The sequence below is a fragment of the Streptomyces sp. NPDC003247 genome, assembly GCF_042888135.1.
Lineage (GTDB): Bacteria > Actinomycetota > Actinomycetes > Streptomycetales > Streptomycetaceae > Streptomyces.
The window spans coordinates 531,660-543,954 of the sequence record NZ_JBIAPF010000003.1 but is presented as its reverse complement, the minus strand read 5'-3'; the positions used below and the strand labels follow the sequence as shown (position 1 = coordinate 543,954).

At 73.3% G+C, this 12,295-nt stretch carries 12 protein-coding genes; 3 read left to right on the top strand and 9 right to left on the bottom strand.

The features are described from left to right. Positions 1-12: 12 nt before the first annotated feature. The 3 genes from ACFYWQ_RS11790 to ACFYWQ_RS11780 are packed head-to-tail and all read right to left on the bottom strand — an operon-like array spanning position 13 to position 2,568. Positions 13-600, bottom strand: a complete 588-nt coding sequence (locus ACFYWQ_RS11790) for a TetR/AcrR family transcriptional regulator (protein WP_389515252.1) — start codon at positions 598-600, stop codon at positions 13-15. Then, positions 597-1,805 (bottom strand): chorismate mutase, encoded by a 1,209-nt coding sequence (locus ACFYWQ_RS11785; RefSeq protein WP_389515249.1) that lies wholly within the window; start codon positions 1,803-1,805, stop codon positions 597-599. The genes ACFYWQ_RS11790 and ACFYWQ_RS11785 overlap by 4 nt, the downstream gene beginning before the upstream one ends. Position 1,806: 1 nt before the next feature. Further along, positions 1,807-2,568: an AfsA-related hotdog domain-containing protein gene (locus ACFYWQ_RS11780; RefSeq protein WP_389515248.1), complete on the bottom strand. Its 762-nt coding sequence runs from the start codon at positions 2,566-2,568 to the stop codon at positions 1,807-1,809. Between the two features lie 244 nt (positions 2,569-2,812). Here ACFYWQ_RS11780 and pdhA point away from each other — a divergent pair, with 244 nt between their 5' ends. From pdhA to ACFYWQ_RS11765, 3 genes are read left to right on the top strand one after another with little or no spacing between them, the layout of a single operon-like run. After that, complete coding sequence (gene pdhA / locus ACFYWQ_RS11775; RefSeq protein WP_389515246.1) at positions 2,813-3,934, top strand: pyruvate dehydrogenase (acetyl-transferring) E1 component subunit alpha; 1,122 nt, start codon at positions 2,813-2,815, stop codon at positions 3,932-3,934. Continuing rightward, entirely contained in the window at positions 3,931-4,977 is a 1,047-nt protein-coding gene (locus ACFYWQ_RS11770; protein ID WP_389515244.1) for an alpha-ketoacid dehydrogenase subunit beta, read from the top strand. Before pdhA ends, ACFYWQ_RS11770 begins: the two co-directional genes overlap by 4 nt. Then, positions 4,974-6,272: a dihydrolipoamide acetyltransferase family protein gene (locus tag ACFYWQ_RS11765; protein ID WP_389515242.1), complete on the top strand. Its 1,299-nt coding sequence runs from the start codon at positions 4,974-4,976 to the stop codon at positions 6,270-6,272. Before ACFYWQ_RS11770 ends, ACFYWQ_RS11765 begins: the two co-directional genes overlap by 4 nt. A 29-nt stretch (positions 6,273-6,301) precedes the next feature. Here ACFYWQ_RS11765 and ACFYWQ_RS11760 read toward each other — a convergent pair whose 3' ends face one another. The 6 genes from ACFYWQ_RS11760 to ACFYWQ_RS11735 are packed head-to-tail and all read right to left on the bottom strand — an operon-like array spanning position 6,302 to position 12,090. Continuing rightward, positions 6,302-6,838 carry a shikimate kinase gene (locus ACFYWQ_RS11760; protein ID WP_389515240.1) on the bottom strand — a complete coding sequence of 179 codons (537 nt, stop codon included), beginning with the start codon at positions 6,836-6,838 and terminating at the stop codon, positions 6,302-6,304. Continuing rightward, positions 6,835-8,019: a chorismate synthase gene (gene aroC / locus ACFYWQ_RS11755; RefSeq protein WP_389515238.1), complete on the bottom strand. Its 1,185-nt coding sequence runs from the start codon at positions 8,017-8,019 to the stop codon at positions 6,835-6,837. The genes ACFYWQ_RS11760 and aroC overlap by 4 nt, the downstream gene beginning before the upstream one ends. Positions 8,020-8,029: 10 nt before the next feature. Further along, positions 8,030-8,641 (bottom strand): transferase hexapeptide repeat family protein, encoded by a 612-nt coding sequence (locus ACFYWQ_RS11750; RefSeq protein WP_389515236.1) that lies wholly within the window; start codon positions 8,639-8,641, stop codon positions 8,030-8,032. A 55-nt stretch (positions 8,642-8,696) separates the two neighbouring features. Continuing rightward, positions 8,697-9,899, bottom strand: coding sequence for an FAD-dependent monooxygenase (locus ACFYWQ_RS11745; protein ID WP_389515234.1), 1,203 nt, complete (start codon positions 9,897-9,899; stop codon positions 8,697-8,699). A 44-nt stretch (positions 9,900-9,943) separates the two neighbouring features. Next, positions 9,944-10,501 (bottom strand): flavin reductase family protein, encoded by a 558-nt coding sequence (locus ACFYWQ_RS11740; protein ID WP_389515232.1) that lies wholly within the window; start codon positions 10,499-10,501, stop codon positions 9,944-9,946. Next, positions 10,498-12,090: a 4-hydroxyphenylacetate 3-hydroxylase family protein gene (locus ACFYWQ_RS11735; protein ID WP_389515231.1), complete on the bottom strand. Its 1,593-nt coding sequence runs from the start codon at positions 12,088-12,090 to the stop codon at positions 10,498-10,500. The genes ACFYWQ_RS11740 and ACFYWQ_RS11735 overlap by 4 nt, the downstream gene beginning before the upstream one ends. Between the last annotated feature and the right edge of the window lie 205 nt (positions 12,091-12,295).

The following is a 12,295-nucleotide window of genomic DNA, read 5'->3' as shown; positions in this document are numbered from 1 at the left end:
GCCGGGCAGCGCTCAGCTCTCCCCGCCGGTCAGAAGCCGCACCGGCCCGTCGAGCAGGATGTCCACGGCCGACGGCGACACCGGTGTGCCCGGCCCGGCGACGGCGCCGACGAGCAGTCGCGCGGCCAGGTGGGGAGCGATGTCGCCGCGTATGTCGCCACGCTCGACGGCCCGCTCCAGCAGTTCCGTCAGCCGCCGGACCACCGCTGCACGGCACACGGCGTCGGGGGCGCGCGGGCCCGGCTCGCCGTCCGGTCCCCAGAAGAGGGCGTACCGGCCCGGGTGGACCGCCGCGGCGCCGGCCAACCCGTGCAGCAGCGCGACGAGCCCGTCGACGGGCCGGCCCGCCACGGCGGCGCTCGCGGCCAGCAACGCCCGCACGTCCGCGCGGACCGGCCGCGTGATCGCCCGCCGCAGTTCGGCCTTGCCCTTCACGTGCCGGTACAGCGCCGCCTTGGTGAAGCCGAGGCGCGCGGCGATGTCGCTCATGCTCGTCGCGTCGTAGCCCCGCTCGTGGAACAAGGCCGTCGCGGCCGCGAGGACGTCCTCACGGCCGCGACGGAGGCGGGGCGACGACGACGTCGTCGGTGGCGGGTTCACCGCGGTGACCGCCCCCGGCACAGCTCCAGCAGCGCCTCGGCGACGCCCGCTCCGCCTTCCCCCAGCTCTTCGGCGTACCTGCCCCTTACGGAGAGCTCGCGCCCGGAGTCGACCTGGGAGCCGCCGCTTCCGGTACGGATCCGCTGGATCTCCCGGGACGTCTCCAGCCGTTCCTTGAGCGTGCCGATGAGGAAGCGGTCCAGGGCGTCGATCTGTTCGCGCAGCCGGGCGATGTCCCCGGACGCGGTGTCCGCGGAGCCGCCGGCTTCGCCGGTGATCTCGGTGTGCATCGTCTCGCTCCGTTCGTACGACGGGACATGGGTCGCCGAGGGATACGACCCCAGGGATCTCAGCCCGGGCACCCGCAGGCGCAGCAGGCCGGCGGCGCGCGCGGTCGCGGCCTGTTCGGCGCCGCCCGGGCAGTCGGCGAACAGGACCGAGCCGCCGCGCCCGTCGGACACGGTCCGCAGGGACACGGACCGCAGGAAGGGGTGGCGCCGCAGGCCGTCGAGCAGCCCGCCGAGCTCCTCGGGCCTGCCCGGGAGACGCCCGACCAGCGAGGTGCGGTCGGCGGCGGGCCGCGGGCCGCTCCGCCCGCCGGGCCGCGCGCACAGCAGGAACCGGGTGGCCGCGCCGGCGGTGTCCTGTATCCCGGTGACCAGGACCTGAAGGCCGTAGTGCGCGGCGGTGAAGTCCCCGGCCACCGCGGCGTCGCACTCCCGGTCCCGGACCCGGCGCGCGGCCTCGGCGTTGGACGGTGCCGGCGTCCAACGCGCCCGCGGCACCCGCCGGTCGAGCCATCCGCCGACCTGCGCCCCGGCGTGCGGGTGGCCGCTCACCGTGCGGATCTGCGCGAGCCGCGTGCCGGGGCGGACCAGGAGGGCGAACTCGACGGGGAGCACGACCTCTCTGAGCACGGTCGGCGTGGGTGACTCGGCGAGGGCGCGCACCGTGTCCGCCACCAACCCGGCCACCGTGTTGTCCACGGGCAGCATGGCCGCGTCCACGGCACCCCGGCACACCAGCGTCAAAGCCTCGGCGGCTGTGGCGGCCGGTGACAGCCGGGAGCCCGCGGCCTGAGGGAGGGACCGCAGGGCCAGCTCGGTGAAGGTGCCTTCCGGGCCCAGATAGGCGAACCGCCGCTCCGGGTACGGGAGTCGTCCCGGTGCGGGAAACGCCTGGATGTCCGGTGTCGGCGTCCTCATGTCACGCGCTGGCCAGCGCGGCGTCCATCGTGCTCGCCACCGCGCTCTTGGCCCGCCGCAGCTCCTTCTCCTCCAGCAGCCCGGGGGCGAACGCGGCCGCGTCGATGGTGACGGCGGCGGCGGTCCGCCCGGCCTGCTCCACCTCCACCGTCGTACGGAACATCAGCCGGCTGGGCTCCGACACCTCCGACTCGTCCACCGTCAGCCGCACGGTGGCGCCCACGGGGAAGAGGAAGTTGGAGAACGTGGTGTTCATGGAGTTGAGGACGATGTAGTAGCGCTGCTGCGGCCAGCGTGCCGTGTAGTAGCGCTCCACCACCGCGACGAACATCTGGCGGGCCGCCTCGACGGCCACCATGCCCTGCACGTGCACCCGGTCCTGGACGTCGACGAGCAGTTCGTTGTGGTCGTGCAGCCTCAAGGAGGCCTCGTAGGTGAGGTCGTCGACCTGTGTGAGCCCGGCGACCAGCACGTTGTCCTCGCGGGCCTTGTGCAGCTCCTGGCGGCGGGCGGGCTGCCCCGCGGAGTGCACCAGCACGATCCGGTCGTCCAGCCGCCGCCGGCTGATGGCGTCCTGGAGGTAGGAGATCTCGAACTCCCCGACACCCTGGCCGGTGACCACGCGCACCGGCCCCTCGACGGTGTCCAGGTCGCCCGCGTCGAGCGAGCGGGCGAGCCGCGAGAACGTCTCGGCGCCGACGGCCTCGGCGAAGTCGCGGAACCGGTCGCCGACGACGAGCCGGGAGGTGGCTGAGCTGCTCATGAACATGCCTCCTGGTGGGGAAGGCCGCGGTCACGCGGAGCCGCGGGAGTGCCTTCAGCGTGAAGTCCGTGAAAAGGGCCCGGTAGTCGCCTGTTGGGAGTAGGGACGAGGTACTAGCCGTATCGGCCGACTGCCGTCGCCACCGCCCGGCGCGAATGCTGGTGCGGGGTCGCCGGCTCCCGGCCACGGGTGTGCGCCCGGGAGTCCCGGCCCCTTCCACGCGGCCGGAAGGAGTCTCATCCCCATGACAGTTCTCGATCCGCCGGGCGTCGCCGAGGACGGCGTGACGGCCCTGCTGCCCGCCTCGGAACCCCTGAGCCTCATCGACGGCCCGTCCGGCACCCGGGCGCTGGACGACTCGGTCCTGCTGGAGCTGTACCGGCAGCTGGTACGGGGGCGTCGCTACAACACGCAGGCGACGGCGCTGACCAAGCAGGGCAGACTGGCGGTCTACCCGTCGACCACGGGGCAGGAGGCCTGCGAGGTGGGTGCCGTCCTGGCCCTCGACCGCCAGGACTGGATCTTCCCCACCTACCGGGACACCCTGGCCCTGCTGGTGCGGGGCGTCGACCCCGTGGAGGTGCTGACCCTGCTGCGCGGGGACTGGCACAACGGGTACGACCCCACGGCCCGGCGCGTCGCGCCCCTGTGCACCCCGCTGGCCACCCAGACCCTGCACGCGGTGGGCCTGGGCCGCGCCGCCGCACTCCGCGGGGACGACCTGGTCGTCCTGGCGATGACCGGTGACGGAGGCACCAGCGAGGGCGACTTCCACGAGGCGCTGAACTTCGCGGCCGTCAGCCGCGCCCCCGTGGTGTTCCTGGTGCAGAACAACGGCTACGCGATCTCCGTCCCGATCGCCAGGCAGTCCGCCGCCCCCAGCCTCGCCCACAAGGCGATCGGCTACGGCATGCCGGGCGTGCTGGTCGACGGGAACGATGCCGCGGCCGTCTACCGGACCGTGCGGCAGGCCGCGGGGCGCGCCCGCGAGGGCGGCGGGCCGACGCTCGTCGAGGCGGTGACGTACCGCCTCGACGCGCACACCAACGCCGACGACGCGACCCGTTACCGCGCAGCGGCCGAGGTGGAGTTCTGGCGTCGCAGGGACCCCGTCGACCGCATGGAACGGCATCTGCGGGACCGTGGGCTGCTGGACGACGCCGGGGTCGACCGCGTCCGGCGGGACGCGGAGGAGATGGCCGCGGACCTGCGTGCCCGCCTCTCCGCGGACCCGTCCCCCGACGCCCTCGACCTGTTCGAGCACGTCTACGCCCGGCGCACCCCGCAACTCGACGAGCAACGCGCGCTGCTCGCCGCCGAGTTGGCCGCGGCGGCGGCGGGCGGCGCCGGGGAGGCCGGACGATGACCGCCACCGCGGACACCGTCACCGCCGCGGGCACCGGGCCGGCCGTGGAACAGGTGACCCTGTCAGGGGCGCTCAACCGGGCCCTGCGCGACGCTCTGGCCGACGACGACCGGGTCCACCTGATGGGCGAGGACATCGGCACGCTGGGCGGCGTCTTCCGCGTCACCGACGGTCTGGCCGCCGAGTTCGGGGACGACCGGGTCGCCGACACCCCGCTCGCCGAGGCGGGCATCCTGGGCACCGCCGTCGGCATGGCCATGTACGGGCTGCGTCCCGTCGTGGAGATGCAGTTCGACGCCTTCGCGTACCCCGCGTTCGAGCAACTCGTCAGCCACGTCGCCAAGATGCGCAACCGGACGCGCGGCGCGCTGACCATGCCGATCACCATCCGCATCCCCTACGGCGGCGGGATCGGCGGCGTCGAGCACCACAGCGACGCCTCGGAGGCGTACTACACGCACACTCCCGGTCTCCACGTGGTCGCGCCGGCCACCGTCGCCGACGCGTACGGCCTGCTGCGCGCGGCCATCGTCTCGGACGATCCGGTCGTCTTCCTGGAGCCCAAGCGGCTGTACTGGTCCAAGGGCGACCTCGACCGCTCGGCCGTCCTGCCCGACCTGGGCCGGGCCGCGGTGCGCCGGAGCGGCTCCTCGGCCACGCTGATCACGTACGGCCCCTCCCTGCCCGTCTGTCTGGACGCGGCCGAGGCGGCGGCGGCCGAGGGCCGGCAGCTGGAGGTCGTGGACCTGCGCAGCCTGGTGCCCTTCGACGACGAGGCGGTGTGCGCCAGTGTCCGGCGCACCGGCCGGGCCGTCGTGGTCCACGAGGCCCAGGGCTTCGCCGGTTTCGGCGCCGAGATCGCCGCGCGGGTCACCGAGCGCTGCTTCCACCATCTGGAGGCCCCCGTGCTGCGGGTCACCGGGTTCGACATCCCGTACCCGCCGCCCATGCTGGAGCACCATCATCTTCCGGACGTCGACCGGATCCTCGACGCCGTCGAGCGACTCCAATGGCAGGACGGCGTCCCCGGGGAGGGCGTATGACGACGACCACGGCCACGCGGGAGTTCATCCTGCCCGACCTGGGCGAGGGCCTCACCGAGGCGGAGATCGTACGGTGGCTCGTCGCCGAGGGTGACTCCGTCTCCGTCGACCAGCCGGTCGTGGAGGTGGAGACGGCCAAGGCGGTGGTGGAGGTGCCGTGCCCGTACGAGGGTGTGGTCACCCGCCTGTGGGGGCGGGAGGGCGAGAGCCTGGACGTGGGACAGCCGCTGCTGTCCATCGGCGCCGGGCGGGCACCGGTGGCCGAGGCGGCGCCGACGCCGGCGGACCACTCCGGGAACGTGCTGGTCGGCTACGGGACGTCCGCGCCCACGGCCCGCCGGCGACGGATCGCGGTCCCGTCGCCCGCGCCCGGTGCCGGCGCGGGGCCCGTCCCGGTGATCTCCCCGCTGGTGCGCAGGCTGGCCAGGGAACGCGGCCTCGATCTGCGTACGGTCCGGGGCAGCGGGCCCGGCGGTCTCGTCCTGCGCCGGGACGTCGAGGCGCCCCGGGAACCGTCGCCCGTGCACGCGGTCCGGGCGGAGGCCGCGCCCGCGCCGACGCCGGAGCCGGAAGCGCGCCCGGTGCCGGAAGCGCTCCCGGTGCCGCAAGCCGTGCGCATCCCCTTGCGCGGCGCGCGCCGCACGATCGCGGACAAACTGGCGCGCAGCCGCCGGGAGATCCCCGACGCCACCACCTGGGTGGACGTCGACGCCACCCGGCTCCTGGACGTCCGGCGGCACCTCGCGGCCCCGGACGAGGAGAAGATCTCCCTCCTCGCCCTCCTGGCCCGGGTCTGCGTCGCGGCGCTCGCCCGGTATCCGGAGCTCAACGCGACCGTGGACACCGAACGTCAGGAGATCGTCCGGCTCCCGTCGGTCCATCTCGGATTCGCCGCGCAGACCGGACGCGGCCTGGTCGTACCGGTGGTCAGGGACGCGGACCGGAGGAGACTCCCCGAGCTGTCGGCCGAGATCGCTCGCCTCACCGCCCGCGCCCGAGAGGGCAAGCTGACCCCCGCGGAGCTGTCCGGAGGGACCTTCACCCTGAACAACTACGGGGTCTTCGGCGTCGACGGCTCCACGCCGATCATCAACCATCCGGAGGCGGCGATGCTCGGGGTGGGCCGCATCCTGCCCCGCCCCTGGGTCGTCGACGGCGAGCCGGCCGTACGCAGCCTGTGCCAGCTGTCCCTCACCTTCGACCACCGTGTCTGCGACGGCGGGGCGGCGGGCGGCTTCCTGCGTCACGTCGCCGACCTGGTCGAAGAGCCCGTGGGGCTCCTGCGAGTGCTGTGAGGAGGGGGAGCGGCCCCTGCGTCAGGCGGTCATCGCCCTGCCGCGCGGGGCCGCTCCCGAGACGGCCCCAGGGCGTCCAGGGCGGCTCGGGTGACCTCGTCGGGAGTGCGGCCGTCCGTCGCCACGACGGCCGTGGCGACCTCTTCGTACAGGTGCCGCCGCGCCTCCATCAGCTCGCGCCACTGCCGGCGCGGGTTGACCGCGAGCAGCGGCCGGGCCGCGTTGAGGCCGGTGCGCCGCACGGCTTCCTCGACGTCCATCGACAGGTAGACCACCCGCAGCCCGGACAGCAGGGCGCGGGTGTCCGCGTCCAGGACCGAGCCGCCGCCGAGCGCCAGAACACCGTCGTGCTCGGCGAGCGCGCGGTGCACGGCGGCCTTCTCGACGGCGCGGAAGGCGGGCTCGCCCTCCTCGACGAAGATGTCGGCGATGGTGCGGCCCTGCTCGGCGACGATGTCGTCGTCGGTGTCCCGGTAGGTGACCTTCAGCTGTTCGGCGAGCTGCTGCCCGACGGTGGACTTGCCGACGCCCATCGGCCCGACCAGGACGACCAGCGGCCCGCTCATCGGACGGGGAGGTGGTCGAGGTAGGAGCGCACGTTGCGGCGGGTCTCGGCGACACTGTCGCCACCGAACTTCTCCGCGACCGCGTCCGCGAGGACCAGCGCCACCATCGCCTCCGCCACGATCCCCGCCGCCGGCACCGCACACACGTCCGAACGCTGGTGATGGGCCTGCGTCGCCTCACCGGTCGCCACGTCCACGGTCCGCAGAGCACGCGGCACGGTCGCGATCGGCTTCATCGCCGCACGCACCCGCAGCAGCTCACCCGTGGACAGACCGCCCTCGGTGCCACCCGACCGGCCGGTCGCCCGGCGGATCCCCCCAGGCGTGCTCACGATCTCGTCGTGCGCCTTCGAGCCCGGCACCCGGGCCAGCTCGAAACCGTCACCGACCTCCACGCCCTTGATCGCCTGGATGCCCATCAGGGCGCCCGCCAGCCGCGCGTCCAGCTTGCGGTCCCAGTGCACGTGCGAGCCCAGACCCACCGGCACCCCGTACGCCAGCACCTCCACCACACCCCCGAGGGTGTCACCGTCCCTGTGCGCCTGGTCGATCTCCGCGACCATCGCCTTCGACGCGTCCGCGTCCAGACACCGCACCGGATCCGCGTCCAGCCGCTCCACGTCCGCGGGCGTCGGGTAGACACCGTACGGCGCCTTCGCCGCCGCCAGCTCCACCACGTGGGAGACGATCTCGATACCCGCCGTCTCCTTCAGGTACGACCGGGCCACCGCGCCCAGCGCCACCCGGGCCGCCGTCTCGCGCGCGGAGGCGCGCTCCAGGATCGGGCGGGCCTCGTCGAAGCCGTACTTCTGCATGCCCGCCAGGTCGGCGTGGCCCGGACGCGGGCGGGTCAGCGGCGCGTTGCGCGCGGACCCCGCCAGCACCTCCGGGTCGACCGGGTCGGCCGCCATCACCTGCTCCCACTTCGGCCACTCGGTGTTGCCCACCATCACCGCGACCGGGGAACCGAGGGTCAGGCCGTGACGGACACCGCCGAGGAAGGTGACCTCGTCCCGCTCGAACTTCATCCGGGCACCGCGCCCATAGCCGAGCCGGCGCCTCGCCAGATGGTCCGCGACCATCTCCGTGGTGATCGGCACGCCGGCCGGGAGGCCCTCCAGCGTCGCCACGAGTGCCAGGCCGTGGGACTCCCCCGCGGTCAGCCAGCGCAACCTGCTCAACGGTGCTCCTTCAGCGGGACCGGTACGCGTGCAGGGTGACGTGCTCGGGCTCGCCGGGCTCGGCGGGGGCCACCGGGGTGGCGCGCTCGGTGGCGGCCTCCGCCGGGCGCAGACCGGTGAGGCAGCGCCGGGCCAGCTTCTGGTACTGGACCGTTCCGTTGCCCTTCCAGGCGATCTCGTCGGTGGTGAGCTCGCGCATCACCTTGGCCGGGCTGCCCGCCACCAGGTGCCGCTCCGGCACCTGGAAGCGGGACTTGACGAAGCTGCCGGCGCCGACGAACGCCTGTGCTCCCACCACGACACCGTCCATCAGCACGGACTTCATGCCGATGAGGCTGTCCCGGCCCACCCGGCAGCCGTGCAGCACGCTGCCGTGCCCGACGTGCCCGTCCTCCTCGACGACCGTGTCGGCGCCCGGGAAGCAGTGCAGGACGCAGCCGTCCTGGACGTTGCAGCCCGCCCGGAGTTCGATGTGCCCGAAGTCGCCCCGCAGGCTCGCGAGGGGGCCGACATAGCACCCCGGTCCGACGTCGACCGACCCGATCAGCACGGCGTCGGGGTGCACGAACGCCGTGGGATGCACGACGGGGACGTTGCCTTCGAAGGAGTAGGTCCTTGCCATGGTGTTCCTCACCGTTCGTCGATGGTCGTCGCGGCCGGGGCCCTCCGCCCGTGGTTCAGGCCGGTGCCGTGGCCGGGCGGAGGGAGCCGAGGGTGTCGTGCCCGTGGATCCAGGCGAGGTCGTCGGGCAGGCCGGCCAGCCGGGCGTTGCGGGCTTCGGCCTCCGGCCCGTCGGGCAGCTGGAAGCAGCCGGCGTTCTTGCGGGAGCCCGCCTGGATCAGCCGGGTGCGCGGCCGGCGCAGGCGCTCGTAGGCGCGCAGGGCCGAGGGCACACCGCCGGTGTCCGTCCGCGCCAGGAGGTGGGCGAGGACCACCGCGTCCTCCAGGGCCTGGTTGGCTCCCTGTCCGTGGTGCGGCAGCATCGCGTGGGCGGCGTCACCGAGCAGTGTCACCGGGCCGGAGCTCCAGGTGCGCTGCGGCTCGCGGTCGTACAGCGCCCAGCGGCCCGGGCGGTCGCAGGCGCCGAGGACCTCCGTGACGAACGGGTGCCAGCCGTCGAAGGCGGCCAGCAGCTCGGCGGCGTCGCCCTCCGTCGACCAGGACTCGACGGTCCACGTGCGGTCGGGCACGACGGCCAGGAAGTTCAGAGCGCTGCCGTCGGCCACCGGGTAGGCGATGAAGTGCCGGCCCGGTCCGAGCCACAGCCACAGGACCGGTTCGGCGAGTTCGGGAACGTGCCGCAGCCGGTCCATGGGGACCAGCGCGCGGTATCCGCTGGTGCCCGAGAACACGGCCTCGTCGGGGCCGAAGAGACTGTGGCGCACCGCGGAGTGGATGCCGTCCGCCCCGACGACCGCGTCGGCTTCCGCCTCGCCGCCGTCCTCGAAGCGGAGCACGGCACCGTCGGCCGTCCTCTCCACCCCGGTGCAGCGCGCGCCGAGGCGCACGTGCCGCGGGCCCAGTTCGGCGAGCAGGGCCTGTTGGACGGCCGCGCGTTCCACGGTCCAGAAGGGGGCGCCGAAGCGTTCCTCGTACATGCCGGTCAGGCGGTGCGACACCATGGACCGGCCCGTGCGCCAGTGCCGGAAGTCGGCGCGCACCGGCTGGGCGGCCGAGGCGGTCAGCCGCTCCGCGACGCCCAGTTCCCGCAGAGCCCGGTGTCCGTTCGCGCCGATCGCGATCCCCGCTCCCTGGTGGGACAGGGCGCGCGCCTGCTCGTGGACGACCGCCTCGACGCCCTGCCGGCGCAGTCCGAGCGCGACGGCCAGGCCGCCGATGCCACCGCCCACTACCGCCACGTACGGGCGTTTCCCCGCCATGGGGTCTCCTCTCCTGTTCGCTGCCGGAGGCCGGCGGCGTACGGTCACGGCGCCGGTGCGACCTCGGTGAAGGTGCCGCGGTGGAAGACCAGGGGCTCGTGGTCGCGGCCGACGGCGCCCAGAACCCGTCCGACGACGAGGACGTGGTCGCCGAGTGTCTGGGTGAGGTGCAGGGCGCATTCGAGCGTTCCGGGGCCGTCCGGCAGGACCAGACAGCCGGTGTGCGGGCCTACGGCCCAGTCTGCGGCCTGCTCCACCGGCGGGCGTCGGGCCGCGGGCGCGGTGAGGACGCCTACCAGGGAGCGCGCCCGGTTGCCGAGGAACGACACGGCCCACTGGCCGGACGTGCGCACGCGCCGCAGGAAGGTGGAGTCGTCGCGCAGGTACATCGACACGAGCGGCGGGTCGAGGGAGACCGAGGTGAACGAGTTCACCGCGATGGCGTCGTGGCGCACGCCGGACCGGGTCTCGAAGCGGGTCGACACCGCGCACACACCGGTCACGAACTGCCCGAGGACGTGCCGGAGATGGGCCTGGTCCGGCAGGACGGGGACCGCGGGCGGGGCGGCGGGACCGCCCGGAGCAGGGGGCCGGCTGCTCACCGCGTGGCCTCGACGGGGACGGTCGCCCGGGTCTCCGGTGCGCCGGCGCCGATGACGGTGGTGTCCTTGGGATCGACGAGGTCCGGGACCTTCCAGCCGTTCTCGTCGTACTCCGACAGGCACTGGTCGACGAGCTGCTTGTAGTCGTCGAACTTCCCGGAGGCCTGCTGGGCGTGGAGCGCCTCGAAGCGGATCTGCTCGTGGTTGCCCGCGTAGTTCATCTCGTACAGCTCCCAGCGGGCCCCGAACTCGGTGCCGACCGCGTCCCACGCCAGCTTCATCAGCTTCACCCGGTCGATCGCCTCCACACCGAGGCCGCGGACGTACTTGTCCAGGTAGGGCCGGACCTCGGGGTGGGACCAGTCCGCGGCGTGGGAGTTGTTGTAGATCAGCGCGCTGCCGAGGTCCCGCAGGAAGATCTCGCGCACCTTCGGGAAGACGGACGAGGACAGGACGCGGAAGGCGAGCGCGGTCTCGCCGTTGGGGGTGACGGTGCCGTCGGGCCACTTGGTGGGGTTCTCGGCCATGGAGTCGACCAGGGCCCAGAACATGTTGCGGTAGGCGAGGACCTCGCCGAGCCGGCTCTGCACCCCGCGGAACTCCGAGGTGCCCGTGGTCTCAAGGCACTTGGCGAGCAGGCCGGTCAGGAAGTCCATCTTCACGGCGAAGCGGACGCAGGCGTGGAACATGGCCCGGTAGAAGAAGCCGGACCCGTAGAAGAAGTTGTTCGCCTTGTCCACGTCGTAGCAGAAGACGTTCTCCCAGGGGATCAGCACCTGGTCGAAGACGAGGATGCCGTCGTTCTCGTCCAGGCGGCTGCTGAGCGGCTGGTCGAAGGGGCTGCTGACGGTCGCCGAGGCGAACTCGTACGACGGCCGGGAGATGATCTTCAGGCCGGGGCTGTTGGTCGGCACGATGAAGTACGCGGAGAACTCCTTGGCGCCCTTCGGTATGGCCCCGTAGCTGCCGATGAAGATGTGCTGGGTGAGCGCCGCGCCGGTGCCGACGACCTTGGCGCCGGAGACGACGAGGCCGGCGTCCGTCTCCCGGTCCACCGTCAGCATCACGTCCTTCAGCTCGGTCAGCCCCCGGTTGCGGTCGATCGGCGGGTTGACGATGCCGTGGCCGATGAACAGCACGTTCTCCTGCGCCTTGCGGTACCACGCGGACGCGTTGTCCTCGAACGGCGCGTAGTGCTCCTTGTTCGATCCCAGGGTGGACAGGAACGCGGCCTTGAAGTCGGGGGTGCGGCCCAGCCAGCCGTACGTCATGCGCGCCCACTCCTCCATGGCCCGTGCGGCGGCGCGCAGGTCGCCGGAGGTGTACGGGGCCTTGAAGTAGGGGTGGGTGAAACCGCCGTTGCCGGTGTCGGTGGGAACGACCAGTTTGCTGTTGCGCTCGGGGTCGTGGAGCGCGTCGAAGAGCCGGGCCACCATGCGGGAGTTGTTGCGGAAGGCCGCGTGGCTCGTGACGTCCCGCACCTTCTCGCCGTAGATCCTCACTTCCCGGCCGTCCCGGAGGCTCTCGAGGTACTCGTCCCCGGTCTGCGGGCGGGACGCGGACCCGGACGGGCTGTCGGTGCTGCTCATGCGGAATCACCTTTCGGGCCGGTGGTGTGGCGGGATGCGGCGGACCGAGCCTGCCGTCGGGTGCCGACGACGGTCGCGCCTGCCGAAATGCTCCAGGAGCGGGACCGGCCCCGACAGTCGGCCGCTGGGGCTAGTACGCGGGTAGTAGATCCGCCCTTCTAGCCACAACGACCCACTGCCCGGGCCCCGCCGGCGCGTGACAGGC

Bases quoted from the DNA above. Each gene is read 5' to 3' on its own strand.
- ACFYWQ_RS11760 (WP_389515240.1), bottom strand. From the start codon at position 6,838: ATGAGCGGGCCGCTGGTCGTCCTGGTCGGGCCGATGGGCGTCGGCAAG.
- ACFYWQ_RS11765 (WP_389515242.1), top strand. From the start codon at position 4,974: ATGACGACGACCACGGCCACGCGGGAGTTCATCCTGCCCGACCTGGGC.
- ACFYWQ_RS11785 (WP_389515249.1), bottom strand. From the start codon at position 1,805: ATGAGGACGCCGACACCGGACATCCAGGCGTTTCCCGCACCGGGACGA.
- ACFYWQ_RS11735 (WP_389515231.1), bottom strand. From the start codon at position 12,090: ATGAGCAGCACCGACAGCCCGTCCGGGTCCGCGTCCCGCCCGCAGACC.
- pdhA (WP_389515246.1), top strand. From the start codon at position 2,813: ATGACAGTTCTCGATCCGCCGGGCGTCGCCGAGGACGGCGTGACGGCC.
- ACFYWQ_RS11750 (WP_389515236.1), bottom strand. From the start codon at position 8,641: ATGGCAAGGACCTACTCCTTCGAAGGCAACGTCCCCGTCGTGCATCCC.
- ACFYWQ_RS11780 (WP_389515248.1), bottom strand. From the start codon at position 2,568: ATGAGCAGCTCAGCCACCTCCCGGCTCGTCGTCGGCGACCGGTTCCGC.
- ACFYWQ_RS11770 (WP_389515244.1), top strand. From the start codon at position 3,931: ATGACCGCCACCGCGGACACCGTCACCGCCGCGGGCACCGGGCCGGCC.
- ACFYWQ_RS11745 (WP_389515234.1), bottom strand. From the start codon at position 9,899: ATGGCGGGGAAACGCCCGTACGTGGCGGTAGTGGGCGGTGGCATCGGC.